General features: G+C 72.7%; 12 protein-coding genes and 4 tRNA genes. 15 read left to right on the top strand and 1 reads right to left on the bottom strand.

The window, feature by feature from the left end; all coding sequences use genetic code 11:
* Positions 1 to 93: 93 nt before the first annotated feature.
* The 12 genes from EIM47_RS10240 (at position 94) to EIM47_RS10185 (ending at position 9,714) form a co-directional block, all read left to right on the top strand.
* Positions 94 to 765: a MotA/TolQ/ExbB proton channel family protein gene (locus tag EIM47_RS10240; protein ID WP_125076850.1), complete on the top strand. Its 672-nt coding sequence runs from the start codon at positions 94 to 96 to the stop codon at positions 763 to 765.
* 9 nt (positions 766 to 774) lie between these two features.
* Positions 775 to 1,194: a biopolymer transporter ExbD gene (locus EIM47_RS10235; protein WP_028914906.1), complete on the top strand. Its 420-nt coding sequence runs from the start codon at positions 775 to 777 to the stop codon at positions 1,192 to 1,194.
* Positions 1,191 to 2,939, top strand: a complete 1,749-nt coding sequence (gene msbA, locus EIM47_RS10230; RefSeq protein ID WP_125076827.1) for a lipid A export permease/ATP-binding protein MsbA — start codon at positions 1,191 to 1,193, stop codon at positions 2,937 to 2,939. The genes EIM47_RS10235 and msbA overlap by 4 nt, the downstream gene beginning before the upstream one ends.
* A gap of 70 nt (positions 2,940 to 3,009) precedes the next feature.
* The gene (lpxK, locus tag EIM47_RS10225; RefSeq protein WP_125076826.1) at positions 3,010 to 4,065 is read left to right on the top strand and encodes a tetraacyldisaccharide 4'-kinase; all 1,056 of its coding nucleotides are present in this window, start codon (positions 3,010 to 3,012) and stop codon (positions 4,063 to 4,065) included.
* A gap of 59 nt (positions 4,066 to 4,124) precedes the next feature.
* A complete protein-coding gene (gene kdsB / locus EIM47_RS10220; protein WP_125076825.1) occupies positions 4,125 to 4,901 on the top strand; it encodes a 3-deoxy-manno-octulosonate cytidylyltransferase in 777 nt (258 codons plus the stop codon).
* The gene (locus EIM47_RS10215; protein WP_125076824.1) at positions 4,898 to 5,395 is read left to right on the top strand and encodes a low molecular weight protein-tyrosine-phosphatase; all 498 of its coding nucleotides are present in this window, start codon (positions 4,898 to 4,900) and stop codon (positions 5,393 to 5,395) included. Before kdsB ends, EIM47_RS10215 begins: the two co-directional genes overlap by 4 nt.
* Positions 5,392 to 6,804 (top strand): redoxin domain-containing protein, encoded by a 1,413-nt coding sequence (locus EIM47_RS10210; protein ID WP_125076823.1) that lies wholly within the window; start codon positions 5,392 to 5,394, stop codon positions 6,802 to 6,804. Before EIM47_RS10215 ends, EIM47_RS10210 begins: the two co-directional genes overlap by 4 nt.
* On the top strand, positions 6,801 to 8,684 hold the full coding sequence (uvrC, locus tag EIM47_RS10205) for an excinuclease ABC subunit UvrC (protein ID WP_125076822.1): 1,884 nt from the start codon (positions 6,801 to 6,803) through the stop codon (positions 8,682 to 8,684). Before EIM47_RS10210 ends, uvrC begins: the two co-directional genes overlap by 4 nt.
* On the top strand, positions 8,681 to 9,313 hold the full coding sequence (gene pgsA, locus EIM47_RS10200; RefSeq protein ID WP_019399376.1) for a CDP-diacylglycerol--glycerol-3-phosphate 3-phosphatidyltransferase: 633 nt from the start codon (positions 8,681 to 8,683) through the stop codon (positions 9,311 to 9,313). Before uvrC ends, pgsA begins: the two co-directional genes overlap by 4 nt.
* A 37-nt stretch (positions 9,314 to 9,350) precedes the next feature.
* Positions 9,351 to 9,426 (top strand) — tRNA-Gly (locus EIM47_RS10195).
* Positions 9,427 to 9,542: 116 nt separating this feature from the next.
* Positions 9,543 to 9,616: transfer RNA gene (locus EIM47_RS10190), tRNA-Cys, on the top strand.
* A 22-nt stretch (positions 9,617 to 9,638) separates the two neighbouring features.
* A tRNA-Gly gene (locus tag EIM47_RS10185) sits at positions 9,639 to 9,714 on the top strand.
* 81 nt (positions 9,715 to 9,795) lie between these two features.
* Here EIM47_RS10185 and EIM47_RS10180 read toward each other — a convergent pair.
* Positions 9,796 to 10,806, bottom strand: coding sequence for a LacI family DNA-binding transcriptional regulator (locus EIM47_RS10180; RefSeq protein ID WP_026010684.1), 1,011 nt, complete (start codon positions 10,804 to 10,806; stop codon positions 9,796 to 9,798).
* Positions 10,807 to 10,923: 117 nt separating this feature from the next.
* Here EIM47_RS10180 and EIM47_RS10175 point away from each other — a divergent pair.
* The 3 genes from EIM47_RS10175 to EIM47_RS10165 all read left to right on the top strand — a co-directional run bounded on the left by EIM47_RS10175 (position 10,924) and on the right by EIM47_RS10165 (position 14,012).
* A tRNA-Leu gene (locus tag EIM47_RS10175) sits at positions 10,924 to 11,010 on the top strand.
* 23 nt (positions 11,011 to 11,033) lie between these two features.
* A complete protein-coding gene (locus EIM47_RS10170; RefSeq protein WP_019399374.1) occupies positions 11,034 to 12,332 on the top strand; it encodes a nucleotide sugar dehydrogenase in 1,299 nt (432 codons plus the stop codon).
* A 57-nt stretch (positions 12,333 to 12,389) separates the two neighbouring features.
* Positions 12,390 to 14,012 (top strand): FMN-binding glutamate synthase family protein, encoded by a 1,623-nt coding sequence (locus tag EIM47_RS10165; RefSeq protein ID WP_125076821.1) that lies wholly within the window; start codon positions 12,390 to 12,392, stop codon positions 14,010 to 14,012.
* The last annotated feature ends 36 nt before the right edge of the window (positions 14,013 to 14,048 follow it).

Genomic DNA, 14,048 nt, shown 5'->3' with positions numbered 1-14,048 from the left:
GTGCGCCGGCGTCTGGTGGGCTGGCGCCGCGCAGGCGTTTGCCGTCATCCTTACGTTCCTGTGCAAGATGGCTGCGTGCCGGAGGTGGTTCAGGTGTGGGAACTGGTCAAGGCCGGTGGCTGGCCGATGCTGCCGCTGATCCTCTTGGGTCTCGTCGCCCTGGCGATCATCATCGAGCGGCTGTGGAGCCTGCGCCGGGTGGAGGTCATGCCCCCGCGCCTGGGCGAGGAAGTCCGTAACTGGGCGGCCCGCGGCGAGCTGGAACCGGCCCACATCGAATCGCTGCGGCGCAACTCGCCGCTGGGTGCGCTGCTGGCGGCGGCGCTGGACGTGCGCCACCGCCCGCGCGAGCTGATCCGCGAGCGCCTGGAGGACACCGGCCGCCACCTGGTGCACCGCATGGAGCGCTTCCTCAGCGCCTTGGGCACGATCGCCTCGGCCGGCCCGCTGCTGGGCCTGCTGGGCACGGTGATCGGCATGATCCAGATGTTCCTGGGGATCCTCGACCATGGCCTGGGCGACGTGAACCAGCTGGCCGGCGGCATCGGCAAGGCGCTGGTGTGCACCGCCACCGGCATGATCGTGGCGGTGCCCTCGCTGGTGTTCCACCGTTATTTCCGCAGCCGCATCGCCGGCTACGTGATCGAGATGGAGGAACAGGCCACCGCGCTGCTCGACGCCCTGGAGCGCGCGCCCGGCGCCGCCCGCCCGGCCGCGGCGCGCCCGGTGCAGCGCCCGGCGCCGGCGGCCCCGGTGCGCGGCTGAGGGACGGCCATGCGTATCCGCGACCAGCGCGCCTACGACGAGCCGGGCATCGACCTGGTGCCGCTGATCGACGTCATCCTGGTGCTGATCATCTTCTTCGTGATCACCACCACCTTCGACGTCCGCTCGACCCTGCAGCTGCAGCTGCCGGTGGCCAGCGCGCAGCAGCCGGCGCCGCCGAAGACCCTCAACATCCTGGTCAACGCCGACGGCCGCTACTTCGTCGGCGAGCAGGAGGTGCTGCGCACCGACGTGGAGGCGGTCAAGCAGGCCATCGCCGCGGCCGCCGGCGACGACCGCGAGCTGCCGGTGATGCTGCGCGCCGACGCCCGCACCCCGTACCAGGCGGTGGTCACCGCCCAGGACGCCCTGGCCCAGCTGGGCTTCCGCCGCATCGCCATCGCCACCGCACCGGAGCCGCAGTCTTGAGTCGTACCCCCCGGCAACCGGTCTGGCCGATCTATCGGCGCCTGCTCGGCTACACCCGCAGGTACTGGATGTTCCTGGCCGCCGCCCTGGTCGGCATGGCGGTGGAAGCCGTGGCCGGCGCCAGCTTCGTGCGGCTGATGAAGCCGCTGACCAACAACTTCGTGCAGCCCACGGCCGAGGACGCGGTGTTCCTGCCGCTGGCCATCGTCGGCCTGTTCGTGCTGCGCAGCCTGGCCACCTTCGTCACCGACTATGGCATGGCCCGCACCGGCCGCAGCGTGGTCCGCGACCTGCGCGAGCAGGTGCTGGCCAAGTACCTGCGGCTGCCGTCGGCGCACTTCGACGCCGAATCCACCCCGGTGATGGTCAGCCGCCTGAACTTCGACACCGAACAGGTCACCCAGGCCAGCTCCGAGGCGCTGAAGACCCTGGTCACCGACAGCCTGACCATCGCCGGCCTGCTCGGGATCATGCTGTGGGCCAGCATCAAGGTGACCTTCGCCATGCTGCTGATCACCCCTCTGATCGGCGTGATCGTGTGGTACGTGGGCAAGCGCTACCGCCGCATCAGCGGCGGCATCCAGGACGGCATGGGGCGCATGGCCGCCAGTGCCGAGCAGTCGCTGGCGGCGCAGCAGGACGTCAAGATCCACGGCGCGCAGTCGCTGGAGACCGGGCGCTACGCCAGCCTCGCCAACCGCATCCTGGGCCTGAACATGAAGGTCGAGAGCACCCGCGCCGGCGCCTCGGCCATGGTCCAGCTGCTGGCGGCGCTGGCGCTGGCGGCGATCGTCTGGGTGGCCGCGCGCGAGGCGCTGCAGGGCCGCCTCGATGCCGGCGACTTCGTCATGCTGATGACCGCGATGATGGCCATCATCCCCTCGCTGCGCCGGGTGACCAGCGTGCAGACCGCGGTCGCGCGCGGTGTGTCCGCGGCCGAGCGGCTGTTCCAGATCATCGACAGCGAGGAAGAGACCGACACCGGCACCCGCCGCATCGACCGCGCCCGCGGCGAGCTGGCGTTCGAGCACGTCAGCCTGCGCTACCGCGGCCAGCCCGGCTTCGCCCTGGACGATGTCAGCTTCGTCGCCCGCCCGGGCACGGTGACCGCGATCGTCGGCCGCTCCGGCTCGGGCAAGACCAGCCTGGTGCGGCTGGTGCCGCGCTTCTACGAGCCCAGCGCCGGGCGCATCACCCTGGACGGGGTGCCGCTCAGTGAGTACCGCATGAGCGACCTGCGCCGGCAGATCGCCCTGGTCGGGCAGAAGGTGATGCTGTTCGACGACACCGTCGCCGCCAACATCGCCTACGGCTCCGACGCCAGCCACGAGGCGATCCGCGCCGCGGCCGAGGCGGCCAACGCCTGGGAGTTCATCGAGCGCCTGCCGCAGGGCCTGGATACCCCGATCGGCGAGAACGGCGCGCTGCTGTCCGGGGGGCAGCGCCAGCGCCTGGCGATCGCCCGCGCGATCCTGCGCGACGCGCCGATCCTGATCCTGGACGAGGCCACCGCGGCCCTGGACAACGAATCCGAGCGCCTGGTGCAGGACGCACTGCAGCGGCTGATGCCCGAGCGCACCACCCTGGTGATCGCCCACCGCCTGTCGACCATCGAGCACGCCGACCAGGTGCTGGTGCTGGACCAGGGCCGGATCGTGGAGCGCGGCACCCACGCCGAGCTGGTCGCCGCCGGCGGCCTCTACGCCCACCTGCACAGCGCCCAGTTCCGCGAGCGCCAGGCGTGATGCGCGGGATCCTGCACAGCGGTTGGGTGGCAGCGGCGAACGCCGGCGCGGCGCCCGGGGAGGTCCGGGCATGAGCCGCGGCGCCCCGAAGACCCCTTCCTGGTGGTTCAACGACGGCCCGGTGCCGCTGCCGGCACGGCTGCTGGCCACGGTCTACGCCGCGGCCATCGCCCTGCGTGGCCGGCTCTACCGGATCGGCCTGCTGCGCCGGCACAGCGTGCCGGTGCCGGTGGTGGTGGTCGGCAACCTGGCCGCCGGCGGCGCCGGCAAGACCCCGCTGACCCTGGCCCTGGTCGAGCGCCTGCGCCGCGAAGGCTGGCGCCCGGGCGTGGCCAGTCGCGGCTACGGCCGCGCCGACACCGCGCCGCGCTGGGTGCTGCCGGAGACCCCGGTGGAGCAGGGCGGCGACGAGCCGGTGCTGATCGCGCGCCGCGCCGCGGTGCCGGTGCGGGTCGACCGCGACCGCGCCGCCGCCGCGCGCGCCCTGGTCGAGGCCGGCTGCGACGTGGTGGTGTGCGACGACGGCCTGCAGCACTACCGCCTGGAGCGCGACGTCGAGATCGAGGTGATCGACGGCGCGCGCCGCTACGGCAACGGCCGCATGCTCCCGGCGGGACCGTTGCGCGAACCGGCCGAGCGCGGCCGCCGCTGCGACTTCCGCGTGGTCAACCTGGGCCACGGCGGCGCCGCGGCCAGCGCGCCGGGGACCGGTCGCGCCGCGGAGCGGCCCGCCGCCTGCGCCACCGGCTTCGGCGAATGGCCGATGTACCTGCGCACCCGCAGCGTGCTGCCGCTGGCCGGCGGCCGGCCGCGGCCGCTGGCGGCGTTCGCCGGGTTGCGCGTGCACGCGGTCGCCGGGATCGGCAACCCCGAACGCTTCTTCGATACCCTGCGCGCGGCCGGGATCGGCGTGGTCCCGCATGCCTTCGCCGACCACCACGCCTACCAGCCGGCGGACCTGGAGTTCGGCAACGACCTGCCGGTGCTGATGACCGAGAAGGACGCGGTGAAGTGCGCCGCCTTCGCCGACGAGCGCTGCCACGCGGTGCCGGTGGACGCCGAACTGCCGGCCGCGTTCTGGGTGGCGCTGCTGGACCGCCTGGGCCCGCCGCCGCGCGAAGGCTGAAGGCCGCATCCGGCCGCCGCGGCGGCCGTCCTGGACAGATCGCACGACCGGAGAACGTCATGTCGCAACTGGATTTCGTGGTCGCCGTGCCGGCCCGCTACGCCGCCAGCCGCCTGCCGGGCAAGCCGCTGCGCCCGCTCGGCGGGGAACCGCTGGTGCTGCACGTGGCGCGGCGCGCGCTGGCCGCCGGCGCACGCGAGGTCTGGCTGGCCACCGACGACGCGCGCGTGGCCGAGGCCGTGGCCGGCCAGCCCGGCGTGCGCGTGGCCATGACCTCGCCCGACCACGCTTCCGGCACCGACCGCCTGGCCGAATGCGCCGCGATCGCCGGCTGGAGCGACGACACCCTGGTGGTCAACCTGCAGGGCGACGAGCCCTTCGCCCCGGCCAGCGGCATCCGCGAAGTCGCGCGGCTGCTGGCCGCCAGCGGGGCGGCGATGGCGACCCTGGCCGCGCCGGTGACCGAGGCCGAAGTCCTGTTCGATCCCAACACGGTCAAGCTGGTGCGCGCCGCCAACGGCGACGCCCTGTACTTCAGCCGCGCGCCGCTGCCGTGGCCGCGCGACGCCTTCGCCCGTGACCGCAGCGTGCTGCCGGAAGGCGGACACTGGCTGCGCCACATCGGCATCTACGCCTACCACGCCGGCTTCCTGCGCACCTTCGCGGCGATGCCGCCGGGCGTGCTGGAGCGGGTCGAATCGCTGGAGCAGCTGCGGGTGCTGGAAGCCGGCCACCGCATCGCCGTGGCCCTGACCCCGGAGCCGTTCCCTCCGGGCGTGGACACCCAGGAGGACCTGGAGCGCGCCGAGGCCCGCCTGCGGGAGCTGGGCGCATGAGCACCACCCGGATCCTGGTCGTGTGCCTGGGCAACATCTGCCGCTCGCCGATGGCCGAGGGCGCGCTGCGCGCCCGGATCGCCGCCTCGCACCTGGCCGGGCGGGTGGAGGTGGACTCGGCCGGCACCGGCGGCTGGCACGCCGGCGAGCCGCCGGACCGCCGCGCCATCACCTGCGCCCGCCGCCACGGCGTGGACATCGGCGGCCTGCGTGCACGCCAGGTCCGCAGCCGCGACTTCGAGGACTTCGACTGGCTGCTCTGCGCCGACGCCGACAACCTGCGCGACGTGCGCCGGCTGGCCCCGGCGCAGGCACGCGGCAAGGTCGCGCTGCTGCTGGACTGGGCCGGGACCGTGCCCGGCGGCGAGGTGCCCGATCCGTACTACGGCGGGGAGGAACACTTCGAGGAAGTCTGGAGCCTGGTCGACGCCGCGGCCCGGGCCGCGGTCGAACGGCTTTCCAGCCGCGCCGGCTCCGGCATAATCGCCCCATGAACGCGGCGACCCTCCAGGAACTGCCCGCCGGCCTCGACTGGCTCAACGCCAACCCGGCCTCCCTCCACGACCTGCGCGGCCGCCCGGTCGTGCTGGCCTTCGTCAACGCCGCCTCGGCCTGGTGCACCCAGCGCCTGCAGGAGCTGGCGAACTGGCAGGCGCGCAACCCGGGCAAGCTGCACGTGCTGGTGCTGCAGGTGCCGCGCTTCGATTGCGAGCGCCAGCCGCAGCGCTCGCTGAAGCTGCTGCGCCGCCATGGCAGCAGCTTCCCCGCGCTGCTGGACGCCGACTGGGCGGCCTGGCAGCGCTACGGCATCGAATCCTGGCCGACCCTGCTGCTGGTCGACGCGCAGGGCCGCGAGCGCGAGCGCATCGTCGGCCTGGGCGGCGACCTGGACCGCGCGCTGTCGGCCCTGGCCGCGGACGCGCCGCCCCCGCACCCGGAGGAGGTGCGGCTGGTGGAAACCGTGCCCGAGCCGCGCCTGGCGCTGCGCTTCCCCACCGCGGTGGCGGTCAGCGCCGAGCGCCTGTTCATCGCCGACACCGGGCACCACCGCATCCTGGAGTGCAACCACGCCGGGCGCATCCTGCGCCAGTTCGGCCTGGGCACCGCCGACGCGATGGACGGCCCGCACGACCAGGCCGCGTTCAACCGCCCGCAGGGCCTGGCCCTGGAGCGCGAGTTCCTGTACGTGGCCGACACCGGCAACCATGCCCTGCGCCGGATCAACCTGCTCAAGGGCACGGTGGACACGCTGTGCGGCACCGGTCGCCCCGGCGAGCCGGTGGAAGGGCCGGTGGCCAGCACCGGCACCTCGCTCGACCACCCGGTGGCGCTGGCCGTGGCCGCCAACCAGGTGCACATCGCCTGCGCCGGCGACAACCGCCTGTGGAGCTACGACCTGGGCCGCAGCGAGCTGTCGCTGCGCGCTGGCACCGGGCGCCTGGAGATGCGCGACGGCAACGCCCGCACCATCGCCGCGTTCGCCCAGCCCGCCGGGCTGGCCGCGGTGCAGCAGGTGCTGTACGTGTGCGACGCGCTGGGCTCGGCGATCCGCTCGCTGCAGCTGCGCAGCGACCTGGTCCAGACCCTGGTGGGGCAGGGCATGTGGGATTTCGGCGACGCCGACGGCCCGCGCGCCAGCGCCCGCCTGCAGCATCCGCAGGGCATCGCCCTGAGCGCGGACGCGCCGCTGCTGTGGATCGCCGACAGCGGCAACGGCAGCCTGCGCACCTTGCGCCTGGGCGGCGGCGAACTGACCACGGTGAGCCTGCCGCGGCGCCTGCACGGCCCGACCGGCCTGGCGATCGGCGGCGGCGCGGTCTGGATCGCCGAGACCGACGCCCACGCCGTGCTGCGCTACGACATCGTCACCGGCGAACTGGGCGACGTGACCATCAGCGAATGAGCAGCCCCGCGGTACCGGAGTTCGACGGCAAGGCCTTCGTTTCCGGCCTGAGCCTGGCCCCGGGCGTGTACCGCATGTACGCGGCCGACGGCAGCCTGCTGTACGTCGGCAAGGCCGGCGCGCTCAAGCGGCGCGTGGCCAGCTATTTCAGCAACACGCCCAAGACCCCGCGGATCCAGGCGATGGTCGCCCAGATCGCGCGCATGGAGGTCACGGTCACCCGCACCGAGGCCGAGGCGCTGCTGCTGGAGAACCAGCTGATCAAGTCGCTGTCGCCGCGCTACAACGTCTCCCTGCGCGACGACAAGAGCTACCCGTACGTGCTGCTGACCCGCGAACAGTGGCCGCGGCTGGCCTTCCACCGCGGCCCGCGCGCGGTGCCGGGGCGCTACTTCGGCCCGTACGCCAGCGCCGGCGCGGTGCGCGAGACCATGAACCTGATGCACAAGCTGTTCCGCCTGCGCAGCTGCGAGGACAGCGTGTTCCGCAACCGCAGCCGGCCCTGCCTGCAGTACCAGATCGGCCGCTGCAGCGCGCCGTGCGTGGGCCTGGTGGCGGAGGAGGACTACGCCGAATCGGTGCGCCGCGCCTCGCTGTTCCTGGAAGGCCGCAGCGACGAGCTGGGCAAGGAACTGTCGGCGGCGATGGAGAAGGCCAGCCAGGCGCTGGAGTTCGAGGAGGCCGCGCGCCTGCGCGACCTGCTGGCGCAGCTGCGCGGCATGCAGGCGCGGCAGTACGTGGACGGCCATGCCGCCAACCTGGACGTGATCGCCTGCGAGATGCAGGGCAGCCACGCCTGCGTGCTGCTGCTGGCGTTCCGCGACGGCCGCAACCTCGGCACCCGCGCGTTCTTCCCGCGCACCAACGGCGAGGACAGCGCCGAGGAGGTGCTGGCAGCCTTCGTGTCGCAGTACTACGCCGAGCAGCCGGCGCCGCCGGAGATCGTGCTGGACCGCGCGATCCCCGACGCCGAGGTGATCGAGGCGGCGCTGGCCGAGGGGGCGGGGCGCAGGGTGGCGCTGAAGTCCAGCGTGCGCGGCGAGCGCGCCGGCTACCTGGAACTGGCCAGGCGCAACGCCAAGGTGGCCCTGGCCAGCGAACTGGCCAGCCGCAACGCGCAACAGGTGCGCAGCGAGGCCCTGCGCGAGCTGCTGGGCCTGGAGGAAGTGCCCTCGCGCGTGGAGTGCTTCGACATCAGCCACACCCTGGGCGAGGCCACCGTGGCCTCGTGCGTGGTGTTCGACCCGGCCGGGCCGGTGCGCAACCAATACCGCCGCTACAACATCACCGGGATCGAGCCGGGCGACGACTACGCCGCGATGCGCCAGGCGATCGAGCGGCGCTTCCGCCGTGCGATGGAGGCCGAGGCCGGCGTGGCGCCGCCGGGTTCCAACGCGGTCCTGCCCGACGTGCTGCTGATCGACGGCGGCGCCGGGCAGCTGGCGCAGGCGCGCGCGGCACTGGCCGACCTGGGCGTGGAGAACGTGCTGCTGGTGGGCGTGTCCAAGGGCGAGCAGCGGCGTGCCGGCGACGAGACCCTGGTGTTCCCCGACGGCCGCGAGGTGCGCCCCGGCGCGGCCTCGCCGGCGCTGCAGTTCATCCAGCAGGTGCGCGACGAGGCGCACCGCTTTGCCATCACCGGCCACCGCGGCAAGCGCCAGAAGGCGCGCACCACCAGCCGCCTGGAGGACATCCCCGGCATCGGCCCGCGCCGCCGCGCCGCGCTGCTGAAGCATTTCGGCGGCCTGGGCGGGCTCAAGGCCGCCGGCGAGGAGGAGATCGCCCGGGTCGAAGGCATCAACGCGGCCCTGGCCGCCCGCATCTACGCTACCCTGCACGGGCTGCCCGTGCCTGGCTCCGAATCCGCGCAAGACCGATGACCCTGACCGTACCCACCTGGCTGACCCTGCTGCGGATCATGATGATCCCGGTGCTGGTCCTGGTGTTCTACCTGCCTTACAGATGGACCAACTTCGCCGCCGCCGGCGTGTTCATCCTCGCCGCCGTCACCGACTGGCTGGATGGCTGGGTCGCGCGCCGCTACGGCATGCACTCGGCCTTCGGCGCCTTCCTCGACCCGGTGGCCGACAAGCTGATGGTGGCGGTGGCCCTGTTCCTGATCGTGCAGGGCCATCCGACCCCGTGGATGGCGTTCTGGGCGGCGGTGATCGTCGGCCGCGAGATCGCGGTGTCGGCGCTGCGCGAGTGGATGGCCGAGCTGGGCCAGCGGGCGATGGTGAAGGTGGCGATGATCGGCAAGATCAAGACCACCGCGCAGATGATCGCGCTGTCCTGCCTGCTGTACTCGGTCAGCCCGAACCGCTCGACCGCGGGCATCTGGATGGGCGAGCCGGTGTTCCACGTCGGCGACTGGCTGCTGGCGATCGCCGCGCTGCTGACGCTGTGGTCGGGCTTCCAGTACCTGCACGCGGCCTGGCCGGCGCTGCGCGCGGACGAGGAGGCCTCGGCCGCGCGTTCGAAGGCCAGGAAAATGCACGGGACCAGTTGACAGGTTTCGTGAAAACCCTAAAATGCGCGTCTCCCAAGCGGGAATAGCTCAGTTGGTAGAGCGCAACCTTGCCAAGGTTGAGGTCGCGGGTTCGAGTCCCGTTTCCCGCTCCAGTTCGATGGTCGTGGCAAGCCCTCCATCGAGGGCGAGCGGCGGCTCGACAAGCCCCGGAGACGGGGTTTTGTTTTGAGGGGTTCCGGCGGCCCGGCTGCCGGCGGTACCGGTCACCGGCCTGGTGGCAGAGTGGTTATGCAGCGGACTGCAAATCCGCGTACGCCGGTTCAATTCCGACCCAGGCCTCCATCGGTACCGGCGAAAAACTCATGCGGGAATAGCTCAGTTGGTAGAGCGCAACCTTGCCAAGGTTGAGGTCGCGGGTTCGAGTCCCGTTTCCCGCTCCAATCCGCCAGCCGCCCCGAGCGGCCGGCAAGACAAAGGCCCCGCCAGAGCGGGGCCTTGTCGTTTCCGGCTTCCGCCGGCGCTCAGCGGCGCGGGGCGGGGCCGGTGGAGTGGCGGATCTGCAGCTGGTACGGCACCCGCACCATGTGCGCCGGGCCGTGGCCGTCGATCGCCGCGATCAGCTGCTGGGCGGCGATCCGGCCCATTTCCCGGCTGGGCTGGCGCACCGTGGTGAGGCTGGGCCAGACCTGGCGCGAGATCGGGGTGTCGTCGAAGCCGAATACCGACAGCTGCTCCGGCACCCGCAGGCCGCGCGCGGCCGCCTCGTACAGCACGCCGCAGGCGGTGTCGTCGTTGGCGGCGAAGATCGCGGTGGGCGGGTCGGCCATGTCCAGCAGCTGGCGCGCGCCGGCGATGCCGGACTCGAACGAGAACTCGCCTTCCACCACCAGGTCCGGGTCCGGTTCGATCCCGGCCTGGCGCAGGCCGTCGAGGTAGCCGGCCAGGCGCCAGGCGCGGCCGCCATGGCTGCGGTGGCCGGCGATGTGGCCGATGCGGCGGTGCCCGAGGGCGACGACGTGGGCCATCATGTCCGCCGCCGCCGCGCGTTCGTCCAGGGTGGCGCCGATGCCGCCGCCGTCGCGCTTGGCCGAGATCGTGGCGTAGCGCACGTTGAGCTCGCGCAGGCGCCTGACCAGGGCGGCATCGTCGGTCAGCGGCGGGGTGAGGATCAGGCCGTCGGGACGGTACTGGCTGATCAGCGTTTCCACCGACTCGACGTGGCCGCGCTGGCCGAAGTCGACCGGGCGCAGGGTCAGCCCGTAGTGCGACTGCTCGCAGGCCGCCAGCACGCCCTCGATCACTTCCATGATGTAGCTGGGCGAGGGGTTGTCGTACAGCAGCGAGACCAGGTACGAGCGCCGGCCGGCGAGGCTGCGGGCGGAGGTGTTGGGGCGGTAGTTCAGCTGCCGCGCGGCTTCCTCGACCCGCAACCGGGTTTCCTCGCGGACGTTGGGCTCGCGGTTGAACACCCGCGAGACCGTCTTCATGGAAACGCCCGCGGCGGCGGCGACATCCTCGATCCTGGCGCGCACTGCTCCTCCCCGTGACCCGCGTCGTGCCGCGGGTGGTGGGCCATTCTAGCGGAGCCCGCCGCGGCGGACCCTCCGCCAATGGCACAATGCGCCGGCGGCGCGCGCCGCGGACTGCCCGCCCGGGTGGTGAAACAGGTAGACACAGGAGACTTAAAATCTTCCGGCCGCGAGGCCTTGCGGGTTCGAGTCCCGCCCCGGGCACCACACCACATTGCTGCTGGAGGCACATGCAGGCCACCGACATCGAGGTACCGCTCCCCGCCCGGGATGCCAGGATCGCGGTCATTGGACTGGGCTACGTGGGCCTTCCCCTGGCGGTGGCGTTCGCCTCGCGGCGGCAGGTGACCGGCTTCGACGTCGACGCCACCCGCGTGGCCGAGCTGCGCGCCGGGCACGACCGCACGCGCGAGATGGATCCGCAGGCGCTGGCCGCCGCCACCGGCCTGGAGCTGGCCTCCGACCCGGCCGCGCTGCGCGAATGCGCGATCCACATCGTCGCCGTGCCCACCCCGATCGACGCCTTCCACGAGCCGGACCTGGAGCCGCTGCGCCAGGCCACCGCGCTGGTGGCCGCGGCGCTGAAGCCGGGCGACCTGGTGATCTACGAATCCACGGTGTATCCGGGCACCACCGAGGAGATCTGCGTGCCGATCCTGGAGGCCGGCTCCGGGCTGCGCTTCAACGTGGACTTCAGCTGCGGCTACAGCCCCGAGCGGGTGAGCCCCGGCGACCACCACCGGCGCCTTGCCGACATCCGCAAGATCACTTCCGGCTCGCACCCGGCCGCCGCGCGCGCGGTGGACGAGTTGTACCGCTCGATCATCACCGCCGGCACCTGGCCGGCGCCGTCGATCCGGGTGGCCGAGGCCGCCAAGGTGGTGGAGAACATCCAGCGCGACGTCAACATCGCCCTGGTCAACGAACTGGCCTTGGTGTTCGACCGCCTGGGCATCGATACCGGCGACGTGCTGGAGGCGGCCGGCACCAAGTGGAACTTCCTGCCGTTCCGGCCGGGCCTGGTCGGTGGCCACTGCATCGGCGTGGATCCGTACTACCTGCTGCACAAGTCGCGCAGCGCCGGCTTCCATCCGGAGCTGATCCACACCGCGCGCGAGGTCAACGAGCGCGTGGTCGGGCACGTGGTATCCAGGGTGCTGGGGCTGCTGCGCGGGCGCGGGCGCGAGCCGGCCGGTTCGCGCGTGCTGGTGTTGGGCGTGACCTTCAAGGAGAACTGCCCGGACCTGCGCAACAGCCGCGCGCTGGACCTGGTGCGGGAGCTTGGTGCGGCCGGGGCCCGGGTCGATGCGGTCGATCCCTGGGCCGACCCGGGCGAATCCGCCGCACTGGGCGCGCCGCTGCGCGAGGCACCGGAGCAGGGCGCCTACGACGCCATCGTGCTGGCGGTAGCCCATGCCCAGTTCCGCGACTGGGACGCGGCGCGCGTGCGTGCGCTGGGACGGCCCGGCGCGGTGGTGTACGACGTCAAGTCGGTGTGGCCGCGCGAGGCGGTGGACGCGCGCCTGTAGCCCACGCCACGGCGCGCGTCTGGCTAGACTCGGGGCTCCGTCCCGCGAGGAGGCACGATGCACCGCTATCTCGGCTACGCCGGCGCCTGGGTCCTGCTGCTGGTTTCGATCCCGCTGGCCCTGCGCTGGCCCTCCTGGGGCTGGGGCGCGGCCATCGGCCTGGTTCTGGTCGCGCTCGGCACCCTCGACCTGCTGCAGAAGCGCAGCACCCTGCGCCGCAACTATCCGCTGCTGGCCTGGTTCCGCTACGGGCTGGAATCGGTCGGGCCGGAGATCCGCCAGTACTTCGTCGAGGCCGATACCGACGAGGTGCCGTTCTCGCGCCAGCAGCGGGCGCTGGTGTACCGGCGCGCCAAGAACGTGATGGACGTGGTGCCGTTCGGCACCCTGCAGGACGCCTACGCCACCGACTACGAGTGGATCAACCACTCGCTGGCGCCGACCAGGATCGCCGACCACGACTTCCGCATCACCGTCGGCCCGGACGCGGCCCAGCCGTACCGGGCCAGCGTGTTCAACATCTCGGCGATGAGCTTCGGCTCGCTGTCGGCCAACGCGATCCGCGCGCTCAACGAGGGCGCCCGCCGCGGCGGCTTCTACCACGACACCGGCGAGGGCTCGATCTCCCCCTACCACCTGGAGCCGGGCGGCGACCTGGTCTGGGAGCTGGGCTCGGGCTATTTCGGCTGCCGTGATGGCAACGGCCGCTTCGACCCGGAGCGCTTCGCCGAGCAGGCGGCGCGGCCGCAGGTGAGGATGATCGAGGTCAAGCTGTCGCAGGGCGCCAAGCCCGGCCACGGCGGGGTGCTGCCGGCGGCCAAGGTCAGCGCCGAGATCGCCGCCACCCGCGGCGTGCCGATGGGCGCCGACTGCGTCTCGCCTTCCAGCCATCCGGAGTTCGACACCCCGCTGGGCCTGTTGCAGTTCGTGGCCAGGCTGCGCGAACTTTCAGGCGGCAAGCCGGTGGGCTTCAAGCTGGCCATCGGCCATCCCTGGGAATGGTTCGCCGTCGCCAAGGCGATGCACGAAAGCGGCCTGCTGCCGGACTTCATCGTGGTCGACGGCGCCGAGGGCGGCACCGGCGCGGCGCCGGTGGAGTTCATGGACCACATCGGCGTGCCCATGCACGAGGGCCTGATGCTGGTGCACAACACCCTGGTCGGGCTGGGCCTGCGCCAGCGCATCCGCCTGGCCGGGGCAGGGCGGATCACCAGCGCGTTCGACATCGCCCGCACCCTGGCCATGGGCGCGGACTGGTGCAACGCCGGCCGCGCCTTCATGTTCGCCCTGGGCTGCATCCAGTCGCTGAGCTGCCACACCGACCGCTGCCCGACCGGCATCGCCACCCAGGACCCGCGCCGCTGGCGCAACCTGGACCCGCAGGACAAGGCCACCCGGGTCTACCAGTTCCACCTCAACACCGTGCGCGCGCTGCGCGACCTGTTGTGCGCGGCCGGGCTCACCCATCCATCCGAGCTGGGCCCGGAGCACATCCTGCGCCGGGTGTCGCCGACCGAGATCCGCTCGCTGGCCGCGCTGTACCACTTCCTGGAACCGGGCGAGCTGCTGCACGGCACCCCGTCGCATGCGGTGTTCCGCGCATTCTGGGCCGATGCCGACCCGCGCAGCTTCGGCCCGCCGCCGCGGCTGGCCGCGCTGCGCTCCAGCAAGAGCCGCTGAGCAGGCGCCGCCGATCCGGCCTGCGCGCGGCGGGCC

Source organism: Pseudoxanthomonas sp. SGT-18 (genome assembly GCF_003931645.1).
GTDB lineage: Bacteria > Pseudomonadota > Gammaproteobacteria > Xanthomonadales > Xanthomonadaceae > Pseudoxanthomonas.
This window is presented reverse-complemented; position numbering and strand designations above follow the sequence as displayed.